This window comes from Achromobacter veterisilvae, from assembly GCF_037619525.1.
Classification (GTDB): Bacteria; Pseudomonadota; Gammaproteobacteria; order Burkholderiales; family Burkholderiaceae_B; genus Achromobacter; species Achromobacter veterisilvae.
In genome coordinates this window covers 880277-903324 of record NZ_CP148753.1, presented here as the reverse complement: position 1 = coordinate 903324, position 23048 = coordinate 880277, and the positions used below count along the sequence as shown (strand labels likewise).

Annotated in this window: 25 protein-coding genes; 19 read left to right on the top strand and 6 right to left on the bottom strand. The window is 65.5% G+C overall.

What is annotated here, in order from left to right; genetic code table 11:
- Positions 1–5: 5 nt before the first annotated feature.
- From rplO to rplQ, 9 genes are all read left to right on the top strand, one after another.
- Positions 6–446 (top strand): 50S ribosomal protein L15, encoded by a 441-nt coding sequence (gene rplO, locus WHX56_RS04190; RefSeq protein WP_043541568.1) that lies wholly within the window; start codon positions 6–8, stop codon positions 444–446.
- Between the two features lie 14 nt (positions 447–460).
- Complete coding sequence (gene secY, locus WHX56_RS04185; RefSeq protein ID WP_129242267.1) at positions 461–1786, top strand: preprotein translocase subunit SecY; 1326 nt, start codon at positions 461–463, stop codon at positions 1784–1786.
- A gap of 8 nt (positions 1787–1794) precedes the next feature.
- The gene (infA, locus tag WHX56_RS04180) at positions 1795–2013 is read left to right on the top strand and encodes a translation initiation factor IF-1 (RefSeq protein ID WP_003806927.1); all 219 of its coding nucleotides are present in this window, start codon (positions 1795–1797) and stop codon (positions 2011–2013) included.
- A 34-nt stretch (positions 2014–2047) separates the two neighbouring features.
- Positions 2048–2161, top strand: a complete 114-nt coding sequence (gene rpmJ / locus WHX56_RS04175; RefSeq protein WP_003806928.1) for a 50S ribosomal protein L36 — start codon at positions 2048–2050, stop codon at positions 2159–2161.
- 43 nt (positions 2162–2204) lie between these two features.
- Positions 2205–2570 (top strand): 30S ribosomal protein S13, encoded by a 366-nt coding sequence (gene rpsM, locus WHX56_RS04170; protein WP_006216517.1) that lies wholly within the window; start codon positions 2205–2207, stop codon positions 2568–2570.
- 15 nt (positions 2571–2585) lie between these two features.
- A complete protein-coding gene (rpsK, locus tag WHX56_RS04165) occupies positions 2586–2987 on the top strand; it encodes a 30S ribosomal protein S11 (RefSeq protein WP_006216516.1) in 402 nt (133 codons plus the stop codon).
- Positions 2988–2998: 11 nt separating this feature from the next.
- Positions 2999–3622: a 30S ribosomal protein S4 gene (gene rpsD, locus WHX56_RS04160; RefSeq protein WP_013397000.1), complete on the top strand. Its 624-nt coding sequence runs from the start codon at positions 2999–3001 to the stop codon at positions 3620–3622.
- 217 nt (positions 3623–3839) lie between these two features.
- Positions 3840–4826, top strand: coding sequence for a DNA-directed RNA polymerase subunit alpha (locus tag WHX56_RS04155; RefSeq protein WP_006216514.1), 987 nt, complete (start codon positions 3840–3842; stop codon positions 4824–4826).
- A gap of 187 nt (positions 4827–5013) precedes the next feature.
- On the top strand, positions 5014–5409 hold the full coding sequence (gene rplQ, locus WHX56_RS04150) for a 50S ribosomal protein L17 (RefSeq protein ID WP_025136324.1): 396 nt from the start codon (positions 5014–5016) through the stop codon (positions 5407–5409).
- Between the two features lie 101 nt (positions 5410–5510).
- Here rplQ and WHX56_RS04145 read toward each other — a convergent pair whose 3' ends face one another.
- Positions 5511–5948 (bottom strand): HIT family protein, encoded by a 438-nt coding sequence (locus tag WHX56_RS04145; RefSeq protein ID WP_129242268.1) that lies wholly within the window; start codon positions 5946–5948, stop codon positions 5511–5513.
- Between the two features lie 121 nt (positions 5949–6069).
- On the opposite strand from WHX56_RS04145, the gene cutA reads away from it, so the two are divergent.
- The 3 genes from cutA to WHX56_RS04130 all read left to right on the top strand — a co-directional run bounded on the left by cutA (position 6070) and on the right by WHX56_RS04130 (position 9394).
- A complete protein-coding gene (gene cutA, locus WHX56_RS04140; protein ID WP_129242269.1) occupies positions 6070–6417 on the top strand; it encodes a divalent-cation tolerance protein CutA in 348 nt (115 codons plus the stop codon).
- On the top strand, positions 6417–8309 hold the full coding sequence (dsbD, locus tag WHX56_RS04135) for a protein-disulfide reductase DsbD (protein ID WP_422393634.1): 1893 nt from the start codon (positions 6417–6419) through the stop codon (positions 8307–8309). The genes cutA and dsbD overlap by 1 nt, the downstream gene beginning before the upstream one ends.
- 200 nt (positions 8310–8509) lie before the next feature.
- Positions 8510–9394 carry a DMT family transporter gene (locus WHX56_RS04130; protein ID WP_287751857.1) on the top strand — a complete coding sequence of 295 codons (885 nt, stop codon included), beginning with the start codon at positions 8510–8512 and terminating at the stop codon, positions 9392–9394.
- Between the two features lie 54 nt (positions 9395–9448).
- Here the strand turns inward: WHX56_RS04130 and hemB are convergent, their stop codons facing one another.
- Positions 9449–10465 carry a porphobilinogen synthase gene (gene hemB / locus WHX56_RS04125; RefSeq protein ID WP_338880556.1) on the bottom strand — a complete coding sequence of 339 codons (1017 nt, stop codon included), beginning with the start codon at positions 10463–10465 and terminating at the stop codon, positions 9449–9451.
- Positions 10462–11085, bottom strand: a complete 624-nt coding sequence (yihA, locus tag WHX56_RS04120; RefSeq protein WP_129242272.1) for a ribosome biogenesis GTP-binding protein YihA/YsxC — start codon at positions 11083–11085, stop codon at positions 10462–10464. Before yihA ends, hemB begins: the two co-directional genes overlap by 4 nt.
- A gap of 241 nt (positions 11086–11326) precedes the next feature.
- Between yihA and WHX56_RS04115 the strand changes: the two genes are divergently transcribed.
- The 3 genes from WHX56_RS04115 (at position 11327) to ccsB (ending at position 15602) form a co-directional block, all read left to right on the top strand.
- Positions 11327–12028 (top strand): c-type cytochrome, encoded by a 702-nt coding sequence (locus tag WHX56_RS04115; RefSeq protein ID WP_129242339.1) that lies wholly within the window; start codon positions 11327–11329, stop codon positions 12026–12028.
- A gap of 118 nt (positions 12029–12146) precedes the next feature.
- Entirely contained in the window at positions 12147–14225 is a 2079-nt protein-coding gene (locus WHX56_RS04110) for a cytochrome c biogenesis protein ResB (protein WP_338880555.1), read from the top strand.
- A 9-nt stretch (positions 14226–14234) separates the two neighbouring features.
- The gene (gene ccsB, locus WHX56_RS04105; RefSeq protein ID WP_244235092.1) at positions 14235–15602 is read left to right on the top strand and encodes a c-type cytochrome biogenesis protein CcsB; all 1368 of its coding nucleotides are present in this window, start codon (positions 14235–14237) and stop codon (positions 15600–15602) included.
- Between the two features lie 93 nt (positions 15603–15695).
- Here the strand turns inward: ccsB and lysA are convergent, their stop codons facing one another.
- Together lysA and lptM are read right to left on the bottom strand one after the other, a co-directional pair.
- Complete coding sequence (gene lysA / locus WHX56_RS04100; protein WP_287751854.1) at positions 15696–16988, bottom strand: diaminopimelate decarboxylase; 1293 nt, start codon at positions 16986–16988, stop codon at positions 15696–15698.
- Positions 16985–17140, bottom strand: coding sequence for an LPS translocon maturation chaperone LptM (gene lptM, locus WHX56_RS04095; RefSeq protein ID WP_279636201.1), 156 nt, complete (start codon positions 17138–17140; stop codon positions 16985–16987). The genes lysA and lptM overlap by 4 nt, the downstream gene beginning before the upstream one ends.
- A gap of 55 nt (positions 17141–17195) precedes the next feature.
- Between lptM and cyaY the strand changes: the two genes are divergently transcribed.
- Positions 17196–17525: an iron donor protein CyaY gene (gene cyaY / locus WHX56_RS04090; protein ID WP_129242275.1), complete on the top strand. Its 330-nt coding sequence runs from the start codon at positions 17196–17198 to the stop codon at positions 17523–17525.
- An 85-nt stretch (positions 17526–17610) separates the two neighbouring features.
- On the opposite strand, the gene WHX56_RS04085 is transcribed toward cyaY, so the two are convergent.
- Entirely contained in the window at positions 17611–20058 is a 2448-nt protein-coding gene (locus WHX56_RS04085; protein ID WP_338880554.1) for a PBP1A family penicillin-binding protein, read from the bottom strand.
- Between the two features lie 114 nt (positions 20059–20172).
- On the opposite strand from WHX56_RS04085, the gene WHX56_RS04080 reads away from it, so the two are divergent.
- From WHX56_RS04080 to WHX56_RS04070, 3 genes are read left to right on the top strand one after another with little or no spacing between them, the layout of a single operon-like run.
- Positions 20173–20814 carry a shikimate kinase gene (locus WHX56_RS04080; protein ID WP_129242277.1) on the top strand — a complete coding sequence of 214 codons (642 nt, stop codon included), beginning with the start codon at positions 20173–20175 and terminating at the stop codon, positions 20812–20814.
- The gene (gene aroB / locus WHX56_RS04075; RefSeq protein ID WP_338880553.1) at positions 20811–21887 is read left to right on the top strand and encodes a 3-dehydroquinate synthase; all 1077 of its coding nucleotides are present in this window, start codon (positions 20811–20813) and stop codon (positions 21885–21887) included. Before WHX56_RS04080 ends, aroB begins: the two co-directional genes overlap by 4 nt.
- Before the next feature lie 23 nt (positions 21888–21910).
- Positions 21911–23038, top strand: a complete 1128-nt coding sequence (locus WHX56_RS04070) for a deoxyguanosinetriphosphate triphosphohydrolase (protein ID WP_338880552.1) — start codon at positions 21911–21913, stop codon at positions 23036–23038.
- The last annotated feature ends 10 nt before the right edge of the window (positions 23039–23048 follow it).

Genomic DNA, 23048 nt, shown 5'->3' with positions numbered 1-23048 from the left:
TCACCATGTCGGATATGCAACTTAATTCGCTGAAGCCCGCCGAGGGCAGCAAGCACGCCAAGCGCCGCGTCGGCCGTGGCATCGGTTCGGGTCTGGGCAAGACCGCCGGCCGTGGCCACAAGGGTCAGAAGTCGCGCTCGGGCGGTTTCCATAAGGTTGGCTTCGAAGGCGGCCAAATGCCGCTGCAGCGTCGCCTGCCCAAGCGTGGTTTCACCCCGCTCGGCCAGCACCTGTACGCCGAAGTCCGTCTGTCGGACCTGCAAGCCCTGCCCATCGACGAAGTCGACGTGCAAGTGCTGAAGGCCGCTGGCGTGATCGGCCAGGCGGTTCGTTACGCCAAGGTCATCAAGTCGGGTGAACTCTCGCGCAAGGTCGTGCTGAAGGGCATTACCGCGACGGCCGGCGCTCGCGCCGCCATCGAAGCCGCGGGCGGCTCGCTTGCCTGATCACGAGGTGACGAGTGGCTAACGCGCAGGCATTGGGCAAAACCGGAGGACGGTACGGCGATCTGAAGCGCCGTCTCGTTTTCCTGGTGCTCGCCTTGGTGGTTTACCGGTTGGGTACTCACATCCCGGTACCGGGCATCAACCCGGATGCGCTGGCGGACTTGTTCCGCCAGAACCAGGGCGGGATCCTCGGCCTGTTCAACATGTTCTCGGGCGGGGCGCTCTCGCGCTTCTCGATTTTTGCCCTGGGGATCATGCCGTACATTTCGGCATCCATCATCATGCAGCTAATGTCTGTGGTGGTGCCGTCGCTGGAAGCCCTCAAGAAAGAGGGCGAATCCGGCCGTCGGAAGATCACCCAATACACCCGCTACGGCACGGTCGTGCTGGCGCTGGTGCAGGCTGTGGGCATTTCGGTAGCGTTGGAGTCCCAGCAGGGACTGGTGATCGATCCGGGTATGTTGTTCCGCTTTACGACCGTCGTGACCCTGGTCACCGGCACCATGTTCGTCATGTGGCTGGGTGAGCAGATCACGGAGCGCGGTCTGGGCAACGGGATTTCCATCCTGATCTTCGCAGGTATCGTCGCAGGCTTGCCTGCCGCGCTGGCTGCACTGTTGGACCTGGTCCGCACCAACGCGATGTCCGTGCTGTCGGCACTGTTCATCGTGGCTCTGGTGGTGCTGGTTACCGCTTTTGTGGTGTTCGTGGAACGCGGACAGCGCAAGATCACGGTGAACTATGCCAAGCGTCAGGTCGGCAACAAGATCTACGGTGGCCAAAGCTCGCATTTGCCGCTGAAGCTGAACATGGCTGGGGTGATTCCGCCGATCTTCGCGTCGTCGATCATCCTGTTCCCGGCCACGATCACGAGCTGGTTCTCCAGCAGCGAGAACATGCGCTGGCTTAGCGACCTGGCTGCGGCCCTGTCGCCTCGTCAACCGCTCTACATCACGCTGTACTCGGTCGCGATTATTTTCTTCTGCTTTTTCTACACGGCTCTGGTGTTCAACAGCCGCGAAACGGCGGACAACCTGAAGAAGAGTGGTGCGTTTGTTCCGGGCATCCGTCCGGGCGAACAGACAGCGCGCTACATCGACAAGATCCTGATGCGTTTGACGCTCGCAGGTGCCATCTACATCACGTTGGTGTGCCTGTTGCCGGAATTCTTGGTGATGCGCTGGAACGTTCCCTTCTACTTCGGTGGTACGTCCCTGTTGATTATTGTGGTGGTGACGATGGATTTCATGGCGCAGGTCCAGGCCTACATGATGTCTCACCAGTACGACTCGCTGCTCAAGAAGGCTAACTTCAAGGGCTCGGGTTTGCCGATGCGGTAAGCAAAAGAATGTCCAAGGACGACGTCATTCAGATGCAAGGTGAGGTTCTTGAGAACCTCCCGAACGCGACATTTCGCGTCAAGCTCGAAAACGGCCACGTGGTGTTGGGCCATATTTCCGGCAAGATGCGTATGCATTACATCCGGATCCTGCCGGGTGACAAGGTCACAGTGGAGCTCACGCCCTATGATCTGACGCGAGCCAGGATTGTCTTCCGCTCCAAATAAGCGGAACCGGATTACGGAAAATTAGGAGTCAACCATGAAAGTAATGGCATCGGTTAAGCGGATCTGCCGCAACTGCAAAGTTATCAAACGTCACGGCGTGGTGCGCGTTATCTGCACCGACCCGCGTCACAAGCAGCGTCAAGGCTAACTCGGGTTAGCGACTACGCAACAGATTTATTCAAGGAATAGTCATGGCCCGTATTGCTGGCATTAACATCCCGCCGCAACAGCACGCCGAGATCGGCCTGACCGCCATTTTTGGCATCGGTCGTACGCGCGCTCGCAAAATCTGCGAAGCGGCAAACGTACCCTTTGACAAAAAGGTCAAGGATCTGAACGACGCTGAACTGGAACGCGTCCGCGAACATGTTGGTCTGTTCACGGTTGAAGGCGACCTGCGTCGTGAAGTACAGCTCTCGATCAAGCGTTTGATCGACCTGGGAACCTACCGCGGTATGCGTCACAAGCGCGGTTTGCCCGTGCGCGGCCAGCGCACTCGCACCAACGCCCGGACCCGCAAGGGCCCGCGTCGTGCTGCTGCGTCCCTGAAGAAATAATCGAGGAACTGGATTATGGCGAAAGCTTCCACCAGCGGCGCTTCGCGCGTGCGCAAAAAGGTCAAGAAGAACGTCTCGGACGGCATCGCGCACGTTCACGCTTCGTTCAACAACACCATCATCACCATCACCGACCGTCAGGGCAACGCGCTGTCGTGGGCCACGTCGGGCGGTGCTGGCTTCAAGGGCTCGCGTAAGTCGACCCCGTTCGCCGCGCAGGTCGCCGCTGAAACGGCTGGCCGCGTCGCGCTGGAGTACGGCATCAAGACGCTGGAAGTGCGTATCAAGGGCCCCGGCCCCGGCCGTGAATCGTCGGTCCGCGCTCTGAACGCGCTGGGCATCAAGATTTCGAGCATCGCCGACATCACGCCCGTTCCGCACAACGGCTGCCGTCCGCCGAAGCGTCGTCGTATCTAAAGGGAATCCACATGGCACGTTATATTGGACCCAAATGCAAGCTCTCGCGCCGCGAGGGTACTGACCTGTTCCTGAAGAGCGCCCGCCGCTCGCTGGATTCCAAGTGCAAGCTGGATTCCAAGCCTGGCCAACACGGCCGCACTTCGGGTGCCCGCACTTCCGACTACGGCCTGCAACTGCGCGAAAAGCAAAAGCTGAAGCGCATGTACGGCGTGCTGGAAAAGCAATTCCGCAAGTACTTCGCTGAAGCCGAGCGCCGCCGTGGCAACACGGGCGAAACGCTGATCCAGTTGCTGGAATCGCGCCTGGACAACGTCGTCTACCGCATGGGCTTCGGCTCGACGCGCGCCGAAGCTCGCCAACTGGTGAGCCACCGCGCCATCGAACTGAACGGCCACACCGCCGACATCGCTTCGATGCTGGTCAAGGCTGGCGACGTCGTGTCGATCCGCGAAAAGGCCAAGAAGCAAGGCCGCATCAAGGAATCGCTCGACCTGGCCACCAGCATCGGCATCCCCCAGTGGGTGGAAGTCGATACGACCAAGTTGACCGGTACGTTCAAGTCGGCCCCCGATCGCGCTGACGTCGCTCGCGACATCAACGAATCGATGGTCGTGGAACTGTACTCGCGTTAATCAGGCCTGCCGGCGCGTCCTTCGCGGATGCGCTGGCGAGCTGGTCTTCGCGATCCGTTTGCACGTCCCGCAGCAGCCCGCTTTCCGCCTTTTGGCGGGGCGGGCTTTGCGGTAAGTATCGGCCGGCGCTTTTCGCGCCGTCCATGTTTCAAGTTTCACCCTGTCCATCAGCCTTATCGGTGTAACGAGCCGAGGGTATTGAAAAGGAACACAGTAAATGTCCACTCAAGGTTTCCTGAAGCCGCGCTCCATTGAAGTCGAACCGGTCGGCACGCACCATGCCAAGATCGTGATGGAGCCGTTCGAGCGTGGCTACGGTCACACGCTGGGCAACGCCCTGCGCCGCATCCTGCTGTCTTCGATGACCGGCTACGCGCCGACCGAAGTCCAGATGACGGGCGTGGTGCACGAATACTCGACCATCCCGGGCGTCCGCGAAGATGTCGTCGACATCCTGCTGAACCTGAAGGGCGTGGTCTTCAAGCTGCACAACCGCGACGAAGTGACCCTGGTCCTGCGCAAGACCGGCGCGGGCACCGTGCTGGCCAGCGACATCGAACTGCCGCACGACGTCGAGATCATCAACCCCGGCCATGCCATCTGCAACCTGACGGACGCCGGCAAGCTGGAAATGCAGATCAAGGTTGAAAAGGGCCGCGGCTACGTGCCGGGCAACGTGCGCGCGCTGTCGGAAGACCGCACCCACACCATCGGCCGCATCGTTCTGGACGCGTCGTTCAGCCCGGTCCGCCGCGTGAGCTACGCCGTCGAAAGCGCCCGCGTGGAACAACGCACCGACCTGGACAAGCTGGTCCTGGACATCGAAACCAACGGCGTGATCTCGCCCGAGGAAGCGGTGCGCCAGTCGGCCCGCATCCTGATGGACCAGATCTCGGTCTTCGCCGCCCTGGAAGGCGCTGGCGATTCGTACGAAGCCCCGGTCCGCGGCACGCCGCAGATCGATCCGGTGCTGCTGCGCCCGGTCGACGACCTGGAACTGACCGTGCGTTCGGCCAACTGCCTGAAGGCCGAAAACATCTACTACATCGGCGACCTGATCCAGCGCACCGAAAACGAGCTGCTCAAGACCCCGAACCTGGGCCGCAAGTCGCTCAACGAGATCAAGGAAGTCCTGGCCGCACGCGGCCTGACGCTGGGCATGAAGCTCGAAAACTGGCCCCCCCTGGGCCTGGAGCGTCCCTAAGTCTTGAAAGGGGGCCGTTCCTGGAAAGGGACGGCTCCCGCAAGCAGCCGGCCATGCGCCGGCCCGTTTGCGAAATCGTCGTAAAATGCACCGTTTTCTACCGGACCGCAGCCTGATCGCAGGCTGATAGAAGAGCCGGACAACCCGATGGCGGAAACGCCGTCTCTAGATTCAAAGGAAACTTATCATGCGTCACGGTAATGGCTTGCGTAAGCTCAACCGCACCAGCAGTCACCGTCTTGCCATGTTCCGCAACATGGCCGTTTCGTTGATCACCCACGAAGCCATCAAGACCACGCTGCCGAAGGCGAAAGAATTGCGCCGCGTCATTGAACCCCTGATCACGCTGGGTAAAGAACCCACCCTCGCGAACAAGCGTCTGGCTTTTGCCCGTCTGCGCGATCGCGACGCCGTGGTGAAGCTGTTCGCCGAAATCGGCCCGCGCTACGCGGCCCGCAACGGCGGCTACACCCGCGTGCTGAAGATGGGCTTCCGTCAAGGCGACAACGCTCCCATGGCTTTCATGGAGCTGGTCGACCGTCCGGAAGTCGATGAAGCCGCTGAGGACAGCGCCGCCGAATAAGTTTCGGCGGAGCGATAAGCGACAAGGGCGGGTCTTCGGACCCGCCCTTGTTTTTTTCGCCCCCGGTTTGCCGCGGCGGCAGGCGCTTGGGGGCCCGCGCCTCAGGAGGTGTGCAGTTCCCCGCGCAGTTGCGCCGCTGTCGCCGCCAGCGCGTCGGGCGCGGCCTGGGGCGGCATCTTGAACGTCAGGTCCTGCTGCTCGATGTACTGGGTGGAGGTGACGTCCTGCGGATGATGCATGGGAATGACGTGCGCGTGCGCATGCGCCACGTGGATGCCGGTGAAGGCGAAGCCCACCCGGTCCACGCCGTACAGGCGCTTCATGTGGCGTCCCAGCTTCTGGCCGAGATTGAGGATGGTGCCCGCCAGGTCGGCCGGCATGTCCTCGTAATAAGGGTAATGCTGCTTCGGGATGATCAGCGTGTGCCCGGGCCGCACCGGTTGGATGTCGAGAAACGCCAGCAGGCGGTCGTCTTCGTGAACGATGTGCGCGGGGATCTCGTGGCGGGCGATGCGGCAGAACAGACAGTTATCGGACATGCGTGCCTCGGGGAAAACGGGTTGCATGGCGGCGCTTGCAGGCCCGGGGATCCGGGCGACGGCCGCAATACCGATAAAATACCCCGAGTTACGTCCTGTACGGGTATTCCAAGGAGGCACCATGTTGCGCGATGACGACGTTGTGCTGGTCATCAGCAATGCGCCCGACCTGCTCCTGGCCAAGCGGATCGCGCACGTCCTGGTCGAAGATGGGCTGGCCGCCTGCGTGAACCTTGGCGCGCCCGGCCTGTCCATCTACATGTGGAAAGGAGAGGTCGAAGGGGCCGAGGAAGTCCCCATCCACATCAAGACCACCTACGCGCGCCACCAGGCCGTTGTGCAGGCCCTGGCGCAGATGCATCCCTACGACGTGCCCGAGATCATCGTGCTGCCGGTCATCGGCGGCGCGGCGCCCTACCTGGACTGGGTGCGCGAACAGACGGCCGCCACGCAGAACAAGAGAGACTGATGTTGCAATTTGCCGGTATCGTCGGCGCGCCGGGGCACGAGCCCCGCGCGGTGCGCGCTTTCTTCGGGCGGTGCATCGCCCTGTTGGCCATGACGCTGCTGTTGCTGGGCTGGCAGACGGCCGCGCGCGCCGAGGCGGAATTCCTGGAGCCCGAGAAGGCCTTCGTGTTCAGCGCGGAGATGGTGGCGCCGGACATGCTGGAGATGCGCTACCGCGTCGCGCCCGGGTATTACATGTACCGCGAGCGCTTCGGTATCACGATCAGTCCCATCGGCGCCGCGACGCTGGGCGAAGCCGTCTATCCCAAGGGAGAGGTGAAGTACGACCCGACCTTCGAGAAGGACATGGAGGTCTTCCACCAGGACGTACGCATACGCGTGCCGATCGCCGCGGGCGGACAGCCGTTCACGCTGACCCTGACCGGCCAGGGCTGCGCGGATGCGGGCCTGTGCTATCCGCCCATGGACAGCAACGTCAAGCTCACCCCGGTCGAGGGCGGCTATGCGCTGGCCGGGCCGGCGGGCGCCGCGCCCGTCGAGGCGGGCAAGTCCGGCGGCCTGAGCGCGTTGGTCAATGCCGGCGATACCGGGCTGGCGGATGCGCTGGGCGGACTGGGCTGGGCCAAGACCGCCGGCGTGTTCCTGGTGCTGGGCCTGCTGCTGGCCTTCACGCCCTGCGTGCTGCCGATGATTCCCATCCTGTCGTCCATCGTGGTGGGCGGTTCGGCGCAAGCCCGGCCGAGCCGCAAGCGCGGCCTGGCGCTGGCTGCGACCTACGTGCTGGGCATGTCGGTCGTGTACACCGCGCTGGGCGTGGCGGCCGGCCTGAGCGGCGCCGGCCTGGCGGCCTGGCTGCAAACCCCCTGGATCCTGAGTCTCTTCGCCGTGCTGCTGGCGGTGCTGGCGCTGGCCATGTTCGACGCGTTCACCTTCCAGATGCCGTCGGGCATCCAGGCCCGGCTGTCGGAACGCGCGTCGCGCATTCCCGGGGGCCGCTACACCGGCGCGCTGGTGATGGGCGCCTTGTCCGCGCTTATCGTCGGGCCTTGCGTGGCCGCGCCGCTGGCCGGCGCGCTGCTCTACATCTCGCAGACCGGCGACGTGGTGCTGGGCGGGTCGGCGCTGTTCGCGATGGCGTGGGGGATGGGCGTTCCGCTGCTGATCGTGGGCGCGTCCTCGGGCGCCTTGCTGCCCAAGGCGGGCCCCTGGATGGACGGCGTGAAGCGCCTGTTCGGCATGCTGCTGCTGGCGACGGCATGGTGGATGCTGATCCCCGTGGTGCCGACCTGGGTGCAGATGACGGGCTGGGCTTTCCTGGCCGCGGTGTCCGCCGTGATGCTGCGCGCGTTCGACGCCTTGCCCGAGGGCGCGGGCGCCGCGCGCATGTTCGGCAAGGGAGTGGGCCTGTTGCTGGCCCTGGCGGCCGCCGCCTGGCTGGTGGGCGCGGCCAGCGGAGGCCGGGACGTCCTGCAGCCCTTGTCGCACCTGGCGGCGCGTTCCGACGCGTCCGCCGCCGCTGCGGGCGCCGGCGGCGAAGTGCGCTTTGCCCGCGTGCGCAACAATGCCGAGCTGGATGCGGTGCTGGCGCAAAGCCGCCAGCCGGTCATGCTGGATTTCTACGCGGACTGGTGCGTGTCGTGCCGCGAAATGGAGCGGTTCACCTTCTCCGATCCCGGCGTCGCGCAACGCATGGCCGGCATGGTGCTGGTGCAGGCGGACGTGACCGCGAACAACGCCGACGACCGGGCATTGCTCAAGCGGTTCCGCCTGTTCGGCCCCCCGGGCATCATGTTCTTCGAGCCGGGAGGCAAGGAACTGCCCGATGCGCGCGTGGTGGGTTTCCAGGACGCGAAGCGCTTCACCGAGTCGCTGGACAAGGTGTTGATGCGCTGAGCGGAACCGGAGCGGAACTGTTGCGCGATCCCGGCGTGCGTGCGGCGTGCCTCGGCGCGCATTGAGTCCGCGCGCCAGGCACGCTACCATGTCCGCTGCGCCGCGTGGGCGGCGCGTCCAACCCCCTCAGGCCGGCGCCCGTGACGTCCCCTACCGTTGATGCGAGCCAGGACCGCGCAGGTCTTATCTATCTTCAATTGATGTTCGTCATGGCCACGTGGGGCCTGAACATCGTCTCGATCAAGTACCTGACGCTGCACATGGACATCCAGGCGCTGGCCGCCGTGCGGATCGTCATCGCCTTCTTCACCGTCACCCTCATCATCAAGGCCCGCGGCGGCCGCGTCCCCAAGCTGGGCCGCGCGGAACTGGGCTGGGTCGCGCTGGCGGGGTTCCTGGTGGTGTACGCGCACCAGGTGGCGCTGGTGTCGGGCCTGAGGTTTTCGTCGGCCGCCAACGGCACGCTCATCATGGCCACGAGCCCCTTGCTGTCCGCGCTGCTCGCCGCCCTGTTCTATCGCGAAAGACTGACGCTGGTGCGCATTTCGGGAGCACTGCTGGGGCTGTTCGGGGTCGGGATGGTGGTGGCCGGCAGCGGCGCGCAGTTCGGCCTGACGGGCTGGGGCGACGCCATCGTGTTCCTGGCCGTGCTGGTGTTCGTGTGCGGCGGATTGGTCATCCAGCGCATGTCGCGGGTGATGGATCCGCTGGGGATGCTCTGGTACATGTACCTGGCGGGCGGCCTGATGCTGGTCGCGCATGCGGCGCTGACGCCGGCGTCCTACCAGGCCGGCACGTGGCAGATGGCGTGGTGGCCGTGGCTGGTCCTGCTGTTCTCGGCCGTGATCGCCTCGGGGGTCAGCAACATCGTGTGGAACGCCGGCATCGCCAGGCTGGGCATCAGCCGCGCGGCCCTGTTCGTGAACTGGCTGCCCATCTTCGGCCTGCTGTTCGCGGCCCTGTTCCTGGAAGAGCACGTTACGCCCACGCATGTCGCGGGGCTGGCCTGCGTGCTGGGCGGAACGTGGCTGGGCTTGCGCCGGACCGCGCCGCCGGCGCGCGGCGAGGCGGCCGCGAAGTGCTGATGCCCGCACGCGCCGCGGGCGCAGCCTTGAAGGCGGCCCGCAGCGCGTGGCGGATCAGCGCTGGCTTTTCAGCAGCTTCGCGGCTTCGATCGCGAAGTACGTCAGGATGCCGTCGGCGCCCGCGCGCTTGAACGCCAGCAACGCTTCCATCATGACCTTGTCGTGGTCCAGCCAGCCATTGGCGGCGGCCGCCTTGATCATCGCGTATTCGCCGCTGACCTGGTAGGCGAACGTCGGCACGCGGAAGGTGTCCTTGACGCGGCGCAGCACGTCCAGGTACGGCATGCCGGGCTTGACCATCACCATGTCGGCGCCTTCCTGGAGGTCGGCGGCGACTTCGCGCAGCGCTTCGTCCAGGTTGCCCGGATCCATCTGGTAGGCCATTTTGTTGGACTTGCCCAGGTTGGTCGCGGAGCCCACGGCATCGCGGAACGGGCCGTAGAACGCGCTGGCGTACTTGGCCGAGTAAGCCATGATCTGCGTGTGGATGTGGCCGTTGGCTTCCAGCGCGCGGCGCACGGCGCCGATGCGGCCGTCCATCATGTCGCTGGGGGCGACCATGTCGACGCCGGCCTCGGCCTGCGTGAGCGCTTGCTTGACCAGGATCTCGACCGTGGCTTCGTTGATCACGTAGCCGTTCTCGTCGATGACGCCGTCCTGGCCGTGGCTGGTGTACGGGTCCAGCGCCACGTCGCACAGGATGCCGAGCTCGGGGACCTGCTTCTTCAGTTCGCGCACCAGGCGCGGGATCAGGCCGTCGGGGTTGGTGGCTTCGATGCCGTCGGGTGTCTTGAGCGAGGGATCGATGGCGGGGAACAGCGCCAGCACTGGGATGCCCAGTTCCACGCATTCCTTGGCCACCGGCAGCAGCGTATCCAGCGAATAGCGGACCACGCCGGGCAGGGACGGCACCGCCTGCCGCAGGCCCGAGCCTTCCGCCACGAACACGGGGTAGATCAGATCGTTGACCGTCAGGGCGTTCTCGCGGACCAGGCGGCGGGTGAAGTCGTCGCGGCGCAGGCGGCGGGGGCGGGATACCGGGAATTCAGGGGAAATGATCTGCGGGTTCATGGTACGACCTTGGGAGAAATCCAGTTTTCAATGTGCGCGCCGGCCTCTTCCAGCCCGATGCGTTCGGGCGCCGAGAAGGGCACGGTGTGCAGGGCACCGATATCGGCCAGGTCCTTGCGCACGGAGAAGACGGTGCGCATGCGCTGGCCATAGGGCAGCTTGTCGGCCTTGGTCAGGAGCGCCAGCACCGGGCGTCCGGTGGGGGCGATGAAATTGGCGAGGCGGCGGTCCAGTTCGGTGACGCCGCGGCGGATGTCGATGAGCAGCACGACGCCGACCAGCGATTCGCGGTCGCGCAGATAGCCGCCGAGGATGTCGGCCCATTTTTCCTTTTCGTCGCGCGCCACGGACGCGTAGCCGTAGCCGGGCAGGTCGACGAGAAAGCCGATGTGGCCTTCCGGATCCAGGGGGTCGGGCAAGCCGAACATATTGATCAAGCGCGTGCGGCCCGGCGTCTTGCTGGAGAACGCAAGACGGCGCTGGTTGCACAGCACGTTGATGGCCGTGGATTTGCCGGCGTTGGAGCGGCCGACAAAGCAGACCTCGGGAGCGCCGGCGGCCGGCAACTGGTCGAGGCGAGCCGCGGAAGTGAAGAAGGAGGCGCGATGTAGGAGGGACACGGATGGCTTCGGATACGGTTGGTTTCGAGCCCTATTGTATAATCCGGCGTTTGCAACAGTGGTCCCCGTGCGCGGAGCCGTCTTTTTTGCTTACTGGCCAGCTTGCTGAAGTCTGATCCGGCAAGTTCGCAGCAACATCGCAGGCAGGGTAGGCAAAACAGGTTCGTTACGGTATTCCAGGGTGTGCGGGCAGGCGTGGGCGCCTTTTTGCGCCTTGATCGATGCGATCGTCGAGGTCTTCATGAAGCGTGTGCTGTCCCGGATGTTGGTTGCGAGCGGGCTGTTGCTCGGCGCCTCCGCCCTATCTACTACGAGTTTCGCCGCCGAAGGCGCCGCGGGCCCGGTAAAACCAGATGCCGCCAAGGGTGGGCAACTGTTTGACCAGGGCGATGTGGCCAGAGGCATCATCGCCTGTGCGTCCTGTCATGGCGCGGCGGGTAATAGCACCATACCGCTGAACCCCAACCTGGCCGCGCAGCCGCACGAATACTTGGCCAAGCAGTTGGCCGACTTCCAGGTGAAGGCTGGCGCGAAGGTGCCGGTGCGCAACGGCCCCGAAGGCAACCCGACCGCGATGACGGCCATGGCGCAGAACCTGACGCCCGCCGACATGCAGAACATCGCGCTGTACCTGGCGCAGCAGCCCCTCAAGGAGCCGGCCACGGCGGGCCATGAGAAGCTGGTTGATCTAGGTCAAAAAATCTGGCGCGGCGGTTTGCCCGAACGCAATGTCCCCGCGTGCGCGGCATGCCATTCTGCCAATGGCGCGGGCATGCCCGCGCAGTACCCCCGTCTGTCGGGCCAGTTCCCGACGTACATCGAAGAGCAGCTAAAGCTTTTCCGCAGCGGCGACCGCAAGAACGACATCATGTTCGCCATTGCCGACCGCATGTCGGATGCCGATATCAAGGCGGTGTCGGATTACGCTGCCGGTTTGCGCTAGGCGGCTTGCCCGCAACGTGCGCGGCCGGTCCGCGTTCTGCAACCGAGCGTAGCGGAACCTCGTTCCGCCGCGCGCTGTCTATGAGGGGGGTAGCCGATAGCGCGGCCCCCCTTTTTTCATGAATTCGACCCGAACACACTCCCGACCCTCCCTGCGCACCCTGCCCGGCGATTTCTTCGAATTGCTGGGCTCGATGCGCTTCGCCGTCAGCCTGCTGATGTTCATCTGCGTGGCGAGCCTGGTGGGGACGGTGTTGCAGCAGAACCGTTCCTCCAGCAACTACATCGACCAGTTCGGCCCGTTCTGGTACGAGGTGTTCGACAAGTTCTCGATCTGGCACGTCTACAACAGTTGGTGGTTCCTGCTGATCATGGGGTTCCTGGTCGTGTCGACCTCGGTCTGCCTGATCCGCAACGCGCCCAAGATGCTGCGCGACGCGCGCTCGTTCCGCGAGCATGTGCGCGTCAACAGTCTGCGCGCCTTCCCGCACCGCGTGGAAACGGAGGCGCCCGCCGGCGTGCCGCAGACCGTGGCCGGCCTGAAGGCCCTGCTGGGCAAGCTGGGGTACGCCGTGCGCGAACGCCAGGACCAGGACGGCGTGCTGCTGGCGGCCAAGAAGGGCAGCGCGAACCGCCTGGGCTACGTGTTCGCCCACGCGGCCATGGTCATCATCTGCATCGGCGGCCTGCTGGACAGCGAACTGCCCGTGCGCCTGCAGGTCATGTTCGGCGGCAAGAAGCCCATCGTCGAGAACATGCTGATATCCGAAGTGCCGGAAAGCGGGCGCCTGTCGGTCAACAACCCGAGCTTCCGCGCCAGCGTGCTGGTGCCCGAGGGCGGGCAGGCCAGCACGGCGGTCGTGATGGTGGGCGATGGCGCCCTGGTGCAGCCGATGCCTTTCACGCTGAAGCTCAAGAAGTTCGTGGTCGATTACTACTCCACCGGCATGCCCAGCCGCTTCCTCAGCGAAGTGGAGGTCACCGATCCCGACACCGGCAAGACCTTCGATTCCACCATCGAGGTCAACGAGCCGCTGCGCTTCAAGGGCATGACCGTCTACCAGTCCAGCTTCGACGACGGCGGCAGCACGGTGGTGCTGAAAGGCTATCCGCTGGTAGGTTCCGATCCCGCGCCTTTCGCGGTTGACGGCACGGTGGGCAAGAAAACCGAAGTAACCGCTCACACGGCGTCTGGCCCGCGCGGCATGGGGATCGAGATCACGGCCTTGCGGCCGATCAACGTCGAGGACCTGACCCGCGGCGAGCCCAAGGGGGCCAACCAGAGCTTCGCCGACCACGTGGCGTCGGTGTCCGGCAGCGCCGCGGGCAAGAAGAACGAAAACCTGCGCAACGTCGGGCCCAGCATCGAATACAAGCTGATCGACGATGCCGGCCAGGCCCACGAGTTCCAGAACTACATGCTGCCCGTCGAACTGGACGGGGCCAGCGTGTTCCTGGCGGGCGTGCGCAACAACGCGTCCGAGCCGTTCCGCTACCTGCGCATTCCCGCGGACGAGGACAGCTCGATCGCCGAGTTCATGCGCCTGCGCGCCACCCTGGCCGATCCGGCGGCGCGCCAGGAGGCGGCCCGCCGCTTCGCGGAACGCAACAGCCCATCGGGGACGGATCGCCAGCCCTTGCAGACGGCCGCGGAGCGCGCGCTGGACACCTTCGCATCCGGCGGCCTGCAAGCGGTGGCGGCATTTCTCCAGGCCAATACGCCTTCCCAGGACCTGGAACGGGCGGCCGACGTGGTGATCCGCCTGATCGGCGCCAGCATGAACGAACTGCGCGCCATCGAGCGCGAACGGGCGGGCCTGCCCCCCGTGGCCGCCGAAGGGTCGGACGGCGAGCGCGCCGCGGTGTGGTCGCGCCTGGCCGTGGCGGCGCTGTCGGACCTGACGGTGTATCCGGCGCCGGTATTCCTGTCGCTGGCGGACTTCAATCATGTGCAGGCCAGCGTATTCCAGGTCAGCCGCACGCCCGGCAAGAACACCGTGTACCTGGGCAGCCTCCTGCTGGTCCTGGGCGTTTTCGCGATGTTCTATATTCGAGACCGCCGCATCTGGATCTGGGTCAAGCCGCAAGACGGCGGCAGCAGTGTCCTGGCGGCCATGACGTCCCAGAAGCGTACACTGGACTTCAACCAGGAGTTCGAACGCTTCAAGCAGGCGCTGCTGCGCCAGAAGAGGTCTTAAGGTTCCCCTATGTCCACGACGACCACCACGCATCCCTCGCCGCCGGAAACGCTGACCGCGACGCCGGACCTGCTCTGGCAGGACAGCCTGTCCGAAACCGGCGACAACCGCGCGCAGCGCGGCAAGCCCGACTGGACCGACATCGTCTTCTTCCTGTTGCTGGCGGTGGGCGCCGCCTTCGCGCTGACCCGCTACAGCGGCGCGATGGACTACTACGAAAAGATCATCCTGTGCGGCACCGTGCCGGCGCTGGCCTGGATGGGCTGGCTGTGGCGCCCGCTGCGCCGCCTGATGGTGGCCTGTGCCATCGCGGCCGGGCTGGCCCTGGTGCTGTATGGCAACGATCTGGCCCGCGCCGAACAGGTGTTCTTCCTGAAGTACCTGTTCTCGTCGCAATCCGCCATTCTGTGGATGTGCGCGCTGTTCGCGCTGGCCACGGTCTGCTACTGGATCGGGGTCTTCAGCCCCACCGCCGCCTGGCTGGGCACGGCGCTGACCTGGGGCGCGGTGTTCGCCGGCGTCACGGGCCTGCTGGTGCGCTGGCGCGAGGGGCACCTGATGGGGCCGGACCTGGGCCACATCCCGGTCAGCAACCTGTACGAAGTATTCGTGCTTTTTTCGCTGATCACGGCGCTGTTCTACCTGTATTACGAACGCAAGTACGCCACGCGCGCCCTGGGCGGCTTCGTGTTGCTGGTGGTGACGTCCGCCGTCGTGTTCCTGCTCTGGTATTCGTTCACGCGCGATGCGGGGCAGATCCAGCCGCTGGTGCCGGCGCTCAAGAGCTGGTGGATGAAGCTGCACGTGCCGGCCAATTTCATCGGCTACGGCACGTTCTCGCTGGCGGCCATGGTGGGCTTCGCCTACCTGATCAAGCAGCACGGGCAGACCACGTCCTGGGCCAAGCTGGCGCCGCTGTTCGTGCTGGGCGTGCTGCTGTGCGCCGAGCCCATGGTGTTCCGCACCGACGGCCTGTCGGCCACCTGGATGCTGTATTTCGGCGTGGGCGCCGTGATCGTGGGCGCCATCCTGCTGGGGCGCCGCCGCATCGCCGCGGCGCTGCCGTCGCTGGAGGTGCTGGACGACATCATGTACCGCGCCATCGCGATCGGCTTCGCGTTCTTCACGGTCGCCACCATCCTGGGCGCGCTGTGGGCGGCCGACGCCTGGGGCGCCTACTGGCAATGGGACCCGAAAGAGACCTGGGCGCTGATCGTCTGGCTCAATTATGCGGCCTGGCTGCACATGCGCCTGCTCAAGGGGCTGCGCGGCACCATGGCGGCCTATTGGGCGCTGATGGGGCTGCTGATCACGGGCTTCGCCTTCCTGGGCGTGAACATGTTCCTGTCGGGGTTGCATTCCTACGGCGAACTGTGACCGCATTGCCGCGGGCATGACGAAAAAGGCCCCAAGGGGCCTTTTTTCGTTCCAGGGCCGCCAGGCGCTCTGGCCCGGGCGCCTTCGGGCGGCTCAGGGCAGGGTGGATTCGCCCTTGAGCAGATCGTCCAGGGTTTCGCGCCGGCGCACCACGTAGTACTTGTCCCCGTCGACCATGACTTCGGCCGCGCGCGGGCGGGCGTTGTAATTGCTGGCCATGGCCATGCTGTAGGCCCCCGCGGATTCCACCGCCAGCAGGTCGCCCTGTTCGATGGCCAGCTTGCGCTGCCTGGCCAGCCAGTCGGCGCTTTCGCAGACCGGGCCCACGATGTCGTAGAGGGTTTCTTCGCCGGCGCGGGGATGCACGGCGCGCACGCCGTGGTAGGCCTCGTACAGGGCGGGGCGCAGCAGGTCGTTCATGGCCGCGTCCACGATCGCGAAATTGCGCGCTTCGGCGTGCTTGAGGTACTGGACCGTCGTGAGCAGCACGCCGGCGTTGCCGACGAGCGAGCGCCCGGGTTCCAGCACGAGGTGCAGATGCCCCAGGCCGCGCGCTTCCAGGCGTTCGAAGACCCGGTCGATCAGGGCTTTGGGCGAAGGCGGGGTCTCGTCCGTGTAGCGGATGCCCAGGCCGCCTCCCAGGTCCAGATGGCGGATCCCGATGCCGTCCCGGGCCAGCCTTTCGATCAAGTCCAGCAGTTTCTCGAGCGCGTCGAAATAGGGGCTGATGTCGGTGAGCTGCGAACCGATATGGCAGTCCACGCCCACGATTTCCAGGGCCGGCAGCGATTGGGCGAGGCGGTAGACGTCCGGCGCCGATTCGATGGCGATGCCGAACTTGTTTTCCTTCAGGCCGGTGGAAATGTACGGATGGGTCTGCGCGTCCACGTCCGGGTTCACCCGAAGCGAGACGGGCGCGCGCGCGCCCATGTCCTGGGCGACTTCCGACAGCCGGCGCAATTCGGCTTCGGACTCCACGTTGAAGCACTTGACCTTGGCCGCGAGCGCATCGCGCATTTCCCAGGCCTGCTTGCCCACGCCCGAGAACACGATTCTGGACGGATCGGCGCCCGCCGCCAGGGCGCGCTTGAGTTCGCCGCCGGAAACGATGTCGAACCCCGCGCCCAGGCGGGCGAATTCCTTCAGGACGGCCAGGTTGGAGTTGGCCTTCATGCCGTAGCAGACCAGCACGGGGCGTTGCCCGACGGCGCTGCGGTAGGATTCCCAGGCGGCCTTGAGCGCGGCGCGCGAATAGACGTACAGCGGCGTGCCCAGCCGGTCGGCCAGGTGGTCGAGCGGCACGTCCTCGGCGTACAGGACATTGTTGCGGAACTGGAAGTACGGGTGTCCGGCCAGTTCAGGCTGCGCGGGGAATCGAGAGGTCATAGAATCGGAGGTGTCGGCGGTATCGGCACCGTTTGCTGCTGCGAGTCGGGAGGCGGCTTGCCGTCCGGCGTCGGCATATACAACGGCCCCTTGTACCCGCAGGCCGCAACCATGCCGGTCGTCACTAGCGTGGCTACAATGCGAAGAGCCATGCGGCTGAATGCCAATTGGAACACTGGGAACTCCGTAATTCTTGCAGGCTCGATTATGACCGAAACCGAATTTCTTGCGTTGATCGACCAGGTGCTGGACAGCATCGAAAGCCAGGCCGATGACTGGGCGGCTTCGCTTGACGTCGATGTTGAAACCAGCCGCAGCGGCAATGTGCTGACTATGGTCTTCGAAGACAATACCCACGTCGTGGTGAACAGCCAGGCCGTCATGCAGGAGCTGTGGGTCGCGGCGCGCAGCGGGGGTTTCCACTACCGCTACGACGGCCTGCACTGGAACGACACCCGGGGCGGTCCGCAATTGCCGGACGCCCTGTCGCAAATCTGCTCCGCCGCGGCGGGCGTCCCCGTGACGATACGCCTGTAGGCGCCGCGGAGCACGCCTCAGGGCTTTGTGGCTCAAAAAAAAGGCCGGCCCGAATTTTTCGGGCCGGCCTTTTTTTGCTTTGGCGTCAGAAGGGGATCTTCTGCGACCAGGGGGTGCTGCTTTGCGTGCCCACGCCTGGCGCGACCTTGATGCGGGTTTCCTCGCTGGTGCTGCCGTTCAGGCCGTTGAGGAACTCGCCCAGCGTGTCGGCCTCGGGCAGGCCCAGGCGCGCGACGGCTTGTCCGGGCGGGAATTCCGAGAAGTAGAACTCGCCGTTTTCGACGATGAGGCCGTCGGGACGGGGGCGGGGCTTCTCTTCGGGCACGCCCTTGAGCACGTCCTGCATGTAGTCGACCCAGATCGGCATGGCGACGCCGCCGCCGGTTTCGCGTGAGCCCAGCGACTTGGGCTGGTCGAAGCCCAGCCACGCGGTGGCGACCAGCGACGGGGTGTAGCCGGAGAACCACGCGTCCACGGATTCGTTGGTGGTGCCCGTCTTGCCGGCGATGTCGTTGCGCTTGAGCAGGACGCGCGCGCGGGCGGCGGTGCCGTAGGTGGCCACGCCGCGCAGGATGTCGTCCATGACCCAGGCGGTGCGCGGATCGATGGCGCGCGCCGCGGCGTCGCCCGCCACCACCGGCTTGGACTGCATGATGACCTTGCCGCCGCTGTCGGTGACGCGGTCGATCAGGTAGGGCGTGACGCGGTAGCCGCCGTTGGCGAACACTGAGAAGGCGCCGGCCAACTGCAGCGGGGTCACCGAGCCCGCGCCCAGCGCCAGCGGCAGCACGGCCGGCTGGCGGGCCTTGTCGAAGCCGAAGCGGGTCAGGTAGTCCTGCGCGTATTGCGGGCCGATGGCCTGCAGGATACGGATCGACACCATGTTCTTGGATTTGTACAGGCCCTGGCGCAGCGTCAGCATGGGTTCGTACTGGTTGCCGTAGTTCTTCGGGTTCCAGGCCTTGGAGCCGGTCTGCGCGGCCGTCAGTTCGAACGGCTGGTCCGAGATCTGCGTGCCCGGCGTCAGGCCGCGTTCCAGCGAGGCCGCGTAGATGAACGGCTTGATGTTCGAGCCCGGCTGGCGCCACGCCTGCGTCACGCGGTTGAAGTTGCCGCGGTAGAAGTCGAAACCGCCCACCATGGCGCGGATGGCGCCGTCCTGCGGCGACAGCGCCACGAAGGCGGCCTGCACCGACGGCAGGTTGATGATTTCCCAGTTATCGCCGAACTTGCGGATGTAGACCACGGAGCCGCGCTTGATGCGCTGCTCGGGCTTGGCCTTGTCGTTCAGCGCGCGCGCCACCACGCCCAGCACCTTCTTGTCGGTGACGGTGATGATCTCGCGCGAGCTGCGGGCCAGCTTCACTTCCGTGGGGCTGGCCGACAGCACCAGCGCGGTCAGCAGGTCGCCGCTGTCGCTGAACTTGTCGAACACCCCGTCCAGGAAGTCGTCGAGCGCCTGCGGGTTGTTTTCGGTGCCCGCGGGCAGGTCCAGTTGTTCCTCGGGGCCGGGGTAGGGCGCGCGGCGCGTGTATTCCAGCACCCCTTCGCGCACGGCGCGATAGGCCGCTTCCTGGTCCTTGGACTGCACCGTGGTGTAGATGTTGATCCCGCGCGAATAGACGTTGTCCTGGTACACGTTGAACAGCAACTGGCGCGCCAGTTCGGCCACGTATTCGCCATGGATGGAGTAGCCGCCGGCCGGCGTGCCTTCGGCCGACTTCATGACGATAGGCTGCGCCATCGCCTGCTTGTACTCGGGTTCGGTCAGGTAGCCCAGGGAGTGCATGCGGCCCAGCACGTAGCGCTGGCGGAGTTCGGCGCGGGGGCGGTTCGAGATCGGGTTGAAGCGCGAGGGGGCCTTGGGGATGCCCGCCAGCATGGCGGCTTCGGCGGGGGTCACTTCGGACAGGGGCTTGCCGAAGTAGGTGCGCGAGGCGGCCGCGAAGCCGTAGGCGCGGTGGCCCAGGTAGATCTGGTTCATGTAGAGCTCGAGGATCTGGTCCTTGGTGAGCTCGGATTCGATTTTGAAGGTCAGCAGCAGTTCATAGAACTTGCGCGAATAGGTCTTTTCCGACGACAGGTAGAAGTTGCGCGCCACCTGCATCGTGATCGTGCTGGCGCCCTGCGTCTTCGACATGTTGATCAGGTTGGTCAGGCCCGCCCGCACCACGCCGGTCCAGTCGATCCCGCCGTGCTGGTAGAAGCGGTCGTCCTCGGCCGCCAGCACCGCGGACTTCATTACGTCCGGGATTTCGTTGAAGCGCAGCACGTTGCGGCGCTCTTCGCCGAATTCGCCGATCAGGACGCGATCCGCCGTGTAGACGCGCAGCGGCACCCGCGGACGGTAGTCCGTCATCGCGTTCAAGTCCGGCAGATTGGGCCAGGCCAGCGCCAGCGCCATTCCCGCGAGCAGGACGCCGCACAGGAAGAGGCCGGCACAGAAGATGCCGGTCTTGACGAAGAATCGCAGTATCGGGGAGCCGCTCTTTGCGGGCTTGTCTTTCTTGGAGGAATTCTGGGGCTTGCTCATCGCGGCGATTTTACGGGTATCTCCGGTTCGGGCTTGCTGCGGGGAACCGGTATCTGTAACAAAATTGCTCAGTGTGGTGCGCGGGCAACTGGCGGCAAATGTGATAATGCCGGCATGAACGTTTCCGCTATCTCATGTCCGGAGGCTGCCCCGGACCCGGCGTCTCCCGGCGAGACGCCCGAAAACCCGCCCTGCGCCACGGAGTGCGCGGGCGGGACCGCGTCGCTGCCGCATGACCTGCCCGTCTTCCTGGTGGGGATGATGGGCGCTGGCAAAACGACCATAGGCCGTGGCCTGGCGCGTGCGCTGGGGCGCGAGTTTGTGGATCTGGATCATGAGCTCGAGGCGCGTTGCGGCGTGCGGGTGCCGGTAATCTTCGAAATCGAGGGAGAGGCCGGTTTCCGTCGCCGGGAAGCCGCCGCCTTGGAAGAGTGTACCCAACGGCGCAACATTATTCTTGCCACCGGCGGGGGTGCCATCCTTGCGGCGGAGAACCGCCTGCGCCTGCGCGAGCGCGGCATCGTGGTCTATCTGCGGGCCAGCGTGGACGAATTGTTCCGCCGCACCAGCCGCGACCGCAACCGTCCCCTCCTGGCCACCGCGGACCCGCGCGGCACCCTGCGCGAGCTGATGACCCTGCGGGAGCCCCTCTACAAGGAAGTGGCCGACATGGTCGTGGAAACGGGGTCCATGCCCGTCCACACCCTGGTCAAGGCCCTGCTGCCGCAATTACAAGTCTTTGAGAAGCGCATATGAACGTTGTTCAAGTCGATACCCCGGGCGGAAGCTACCCCATCCACATCGGCCCGGGCCGCCTGGACGCCCTGGACCAGTGCATTCCCGCCGACGCCACCGCGATCGCCGTGGTGACCAACCCGACCGTCGCGGCCCTGTATGGCGAACGCGCCGAAGCCGCGCTGGCGCGGACGGGCAAGCGGGTGCTCCGCATTGAATTGCCGGACGGCGAGGCCCACAAGGACTGGCAGTCGCTGAACCTGATCTTCGACGCGCTGCTGGCCCAGCGCCTGGACCGCCGCTGCGTGCTGGTGGCGCTGGGCGGCGGCGTCATCGGCGACATGACGGGTTTCGCCGCCGCCGTGTACATGCGCGGCGTGCGCTTCCTGCAGGTGCCCACGACCCTGCTGGCCCAGGTGGACTCTTCGGTGGGCGGCAAGACCGCCGTCAACCATCCGCTGGGAAAGAACATGATCGGCGCGTTCTACCAGCCGATCGTCGTCGAAATCGATACCGACGTGCTGGGCACCCTGCCGGCGCGCGAGGTGTCCGCGGGCCTGGCCGAAGTGATCAAGTACGGCCTGATCCTGGACCCGGCGTTCTGGACCTGGTGCGAGGAAAACGCGCAGAAGCTGCGCGCGCTGGACCCGGACGCCATCGCCTACGCCATCCGCCGCTCGTGCGAGCTGAAGGCGCAGGTGGTGGGCAAGGACGAGCGGGAATCCGGCCTGCGCGCCATCCTGAACCTGGGCCACACGTTCGGCCACGCCATTGAATCGGGGCTGGGCTATGGCGCCTGGCTGCACGGCGAGGCGGTCGGTTGCGGCATGGTGCAGGCCGCCGAACTGTCCGCCGACGTCGCCGGTTTCGACCGCGCCGACGTGGCGCGCGTGCGCGCCCTGGTGGCCGCCATCGGCTGCCCGGCCGTGGCGCCGGACCTGGGGGCGGACCGCTGGCTCGAACTGATGCAGGTGGACAAGAAGACCGAAGGCGGCTCGATCCGCTACGTACTCATGACCCGCATCGGCGAAGCCGTCATGCAGCCGGCCCCCGACGATGCCGTGCGCGCCGTCCTGGCCCGCACCACCCAATAGCCGCGCGGGAGACGGTGTTGCAGATGAAAGAACTGGCTTCCTATGCATCCCATCCGTCTCAATCGCGCGGGCGGACCTACGCCGAGCCGCCGCCGGAAAATCGGACGGAGTTTCAACGCGACCGCGACCGCATCATCCATTCCGGCGCGTTCCGGCGCCTGGAATACAAGACCCAGGTCTTCGTGAACCATGAAGGCGATCTGTTCCGCACCCGCCTGACGCACAGCCTGGAGGTGGCGCAGATCGCGCGCACCCTGGCGCGTAGCCTGGGCCTGTCGGAAGACCTGACCGAAGCCATCTCGCTAGCCCACGACCTGGGCCATACGCCTTTCGGCCATGCGGGCCAGGACGAATTGAACGCCTGCATGCGCGAGCTGGCGCCCGAGGCCGGCGGCTTCGAGCACAATCTGCAAAGCCTGCGGGTGGTGGACGAGCTGGAAGAACGCTACGCGGACTTCAACGGCCTGAACCTGTGCTTCGAAACGCGGGAAGGCATCCTCAAGCACTGCTCGGCCGCGCATGCGCGCCAACTGGGCGAAGTGGGAGAGCGCTTCCTGAACCGCACGCAGCCGTCGCTGGAAGCCCAACTGGCCAACCTGGCCGACGAAGTCGCCTACAACAACCACGACATCGACGACGGCCTGCGCTCGGGGCTGATCACGCTGGAACAACTGAAGGACGTATCGATCTTCGAGCGGCACCATGCCTTCGTGCTGGAACGCTATCCCGGCCTGGCCCCGCGCCGCGCGGTGGCCGAAACCATACGCCGGATGATCAACACGCTGATCGTCGACCTGACGCAGACCTCGCTGGCGCGCATACGCGAGTTCGCGCCCGCCACCGCCGACGACGTGCGCCGCGCGCCGCCGCTGGCGGGCTTTTCGGACGAGATCCGGCGCGAGGCGGACGAGTTGAAGAAATTCCTGTTCGACAACCTGTACCGCCATTACCGCGTCCTGCGCATGACGACCAAGGCGCGGCGCATCGTGCGCGAACTGTTCGTCGCGTTCCTGGACGATCCGCGCCTGCTGCCGCCCGACTACCGCCGGCCGGCGTTCAACGAACAGGCTCGCGCGATCGCCGACTACATCGCCGGCATGACCGACCGGTACGCCATCCGCGAACACCGGCGCCTGTTCGACATGAGCTGACGCCCCGCCC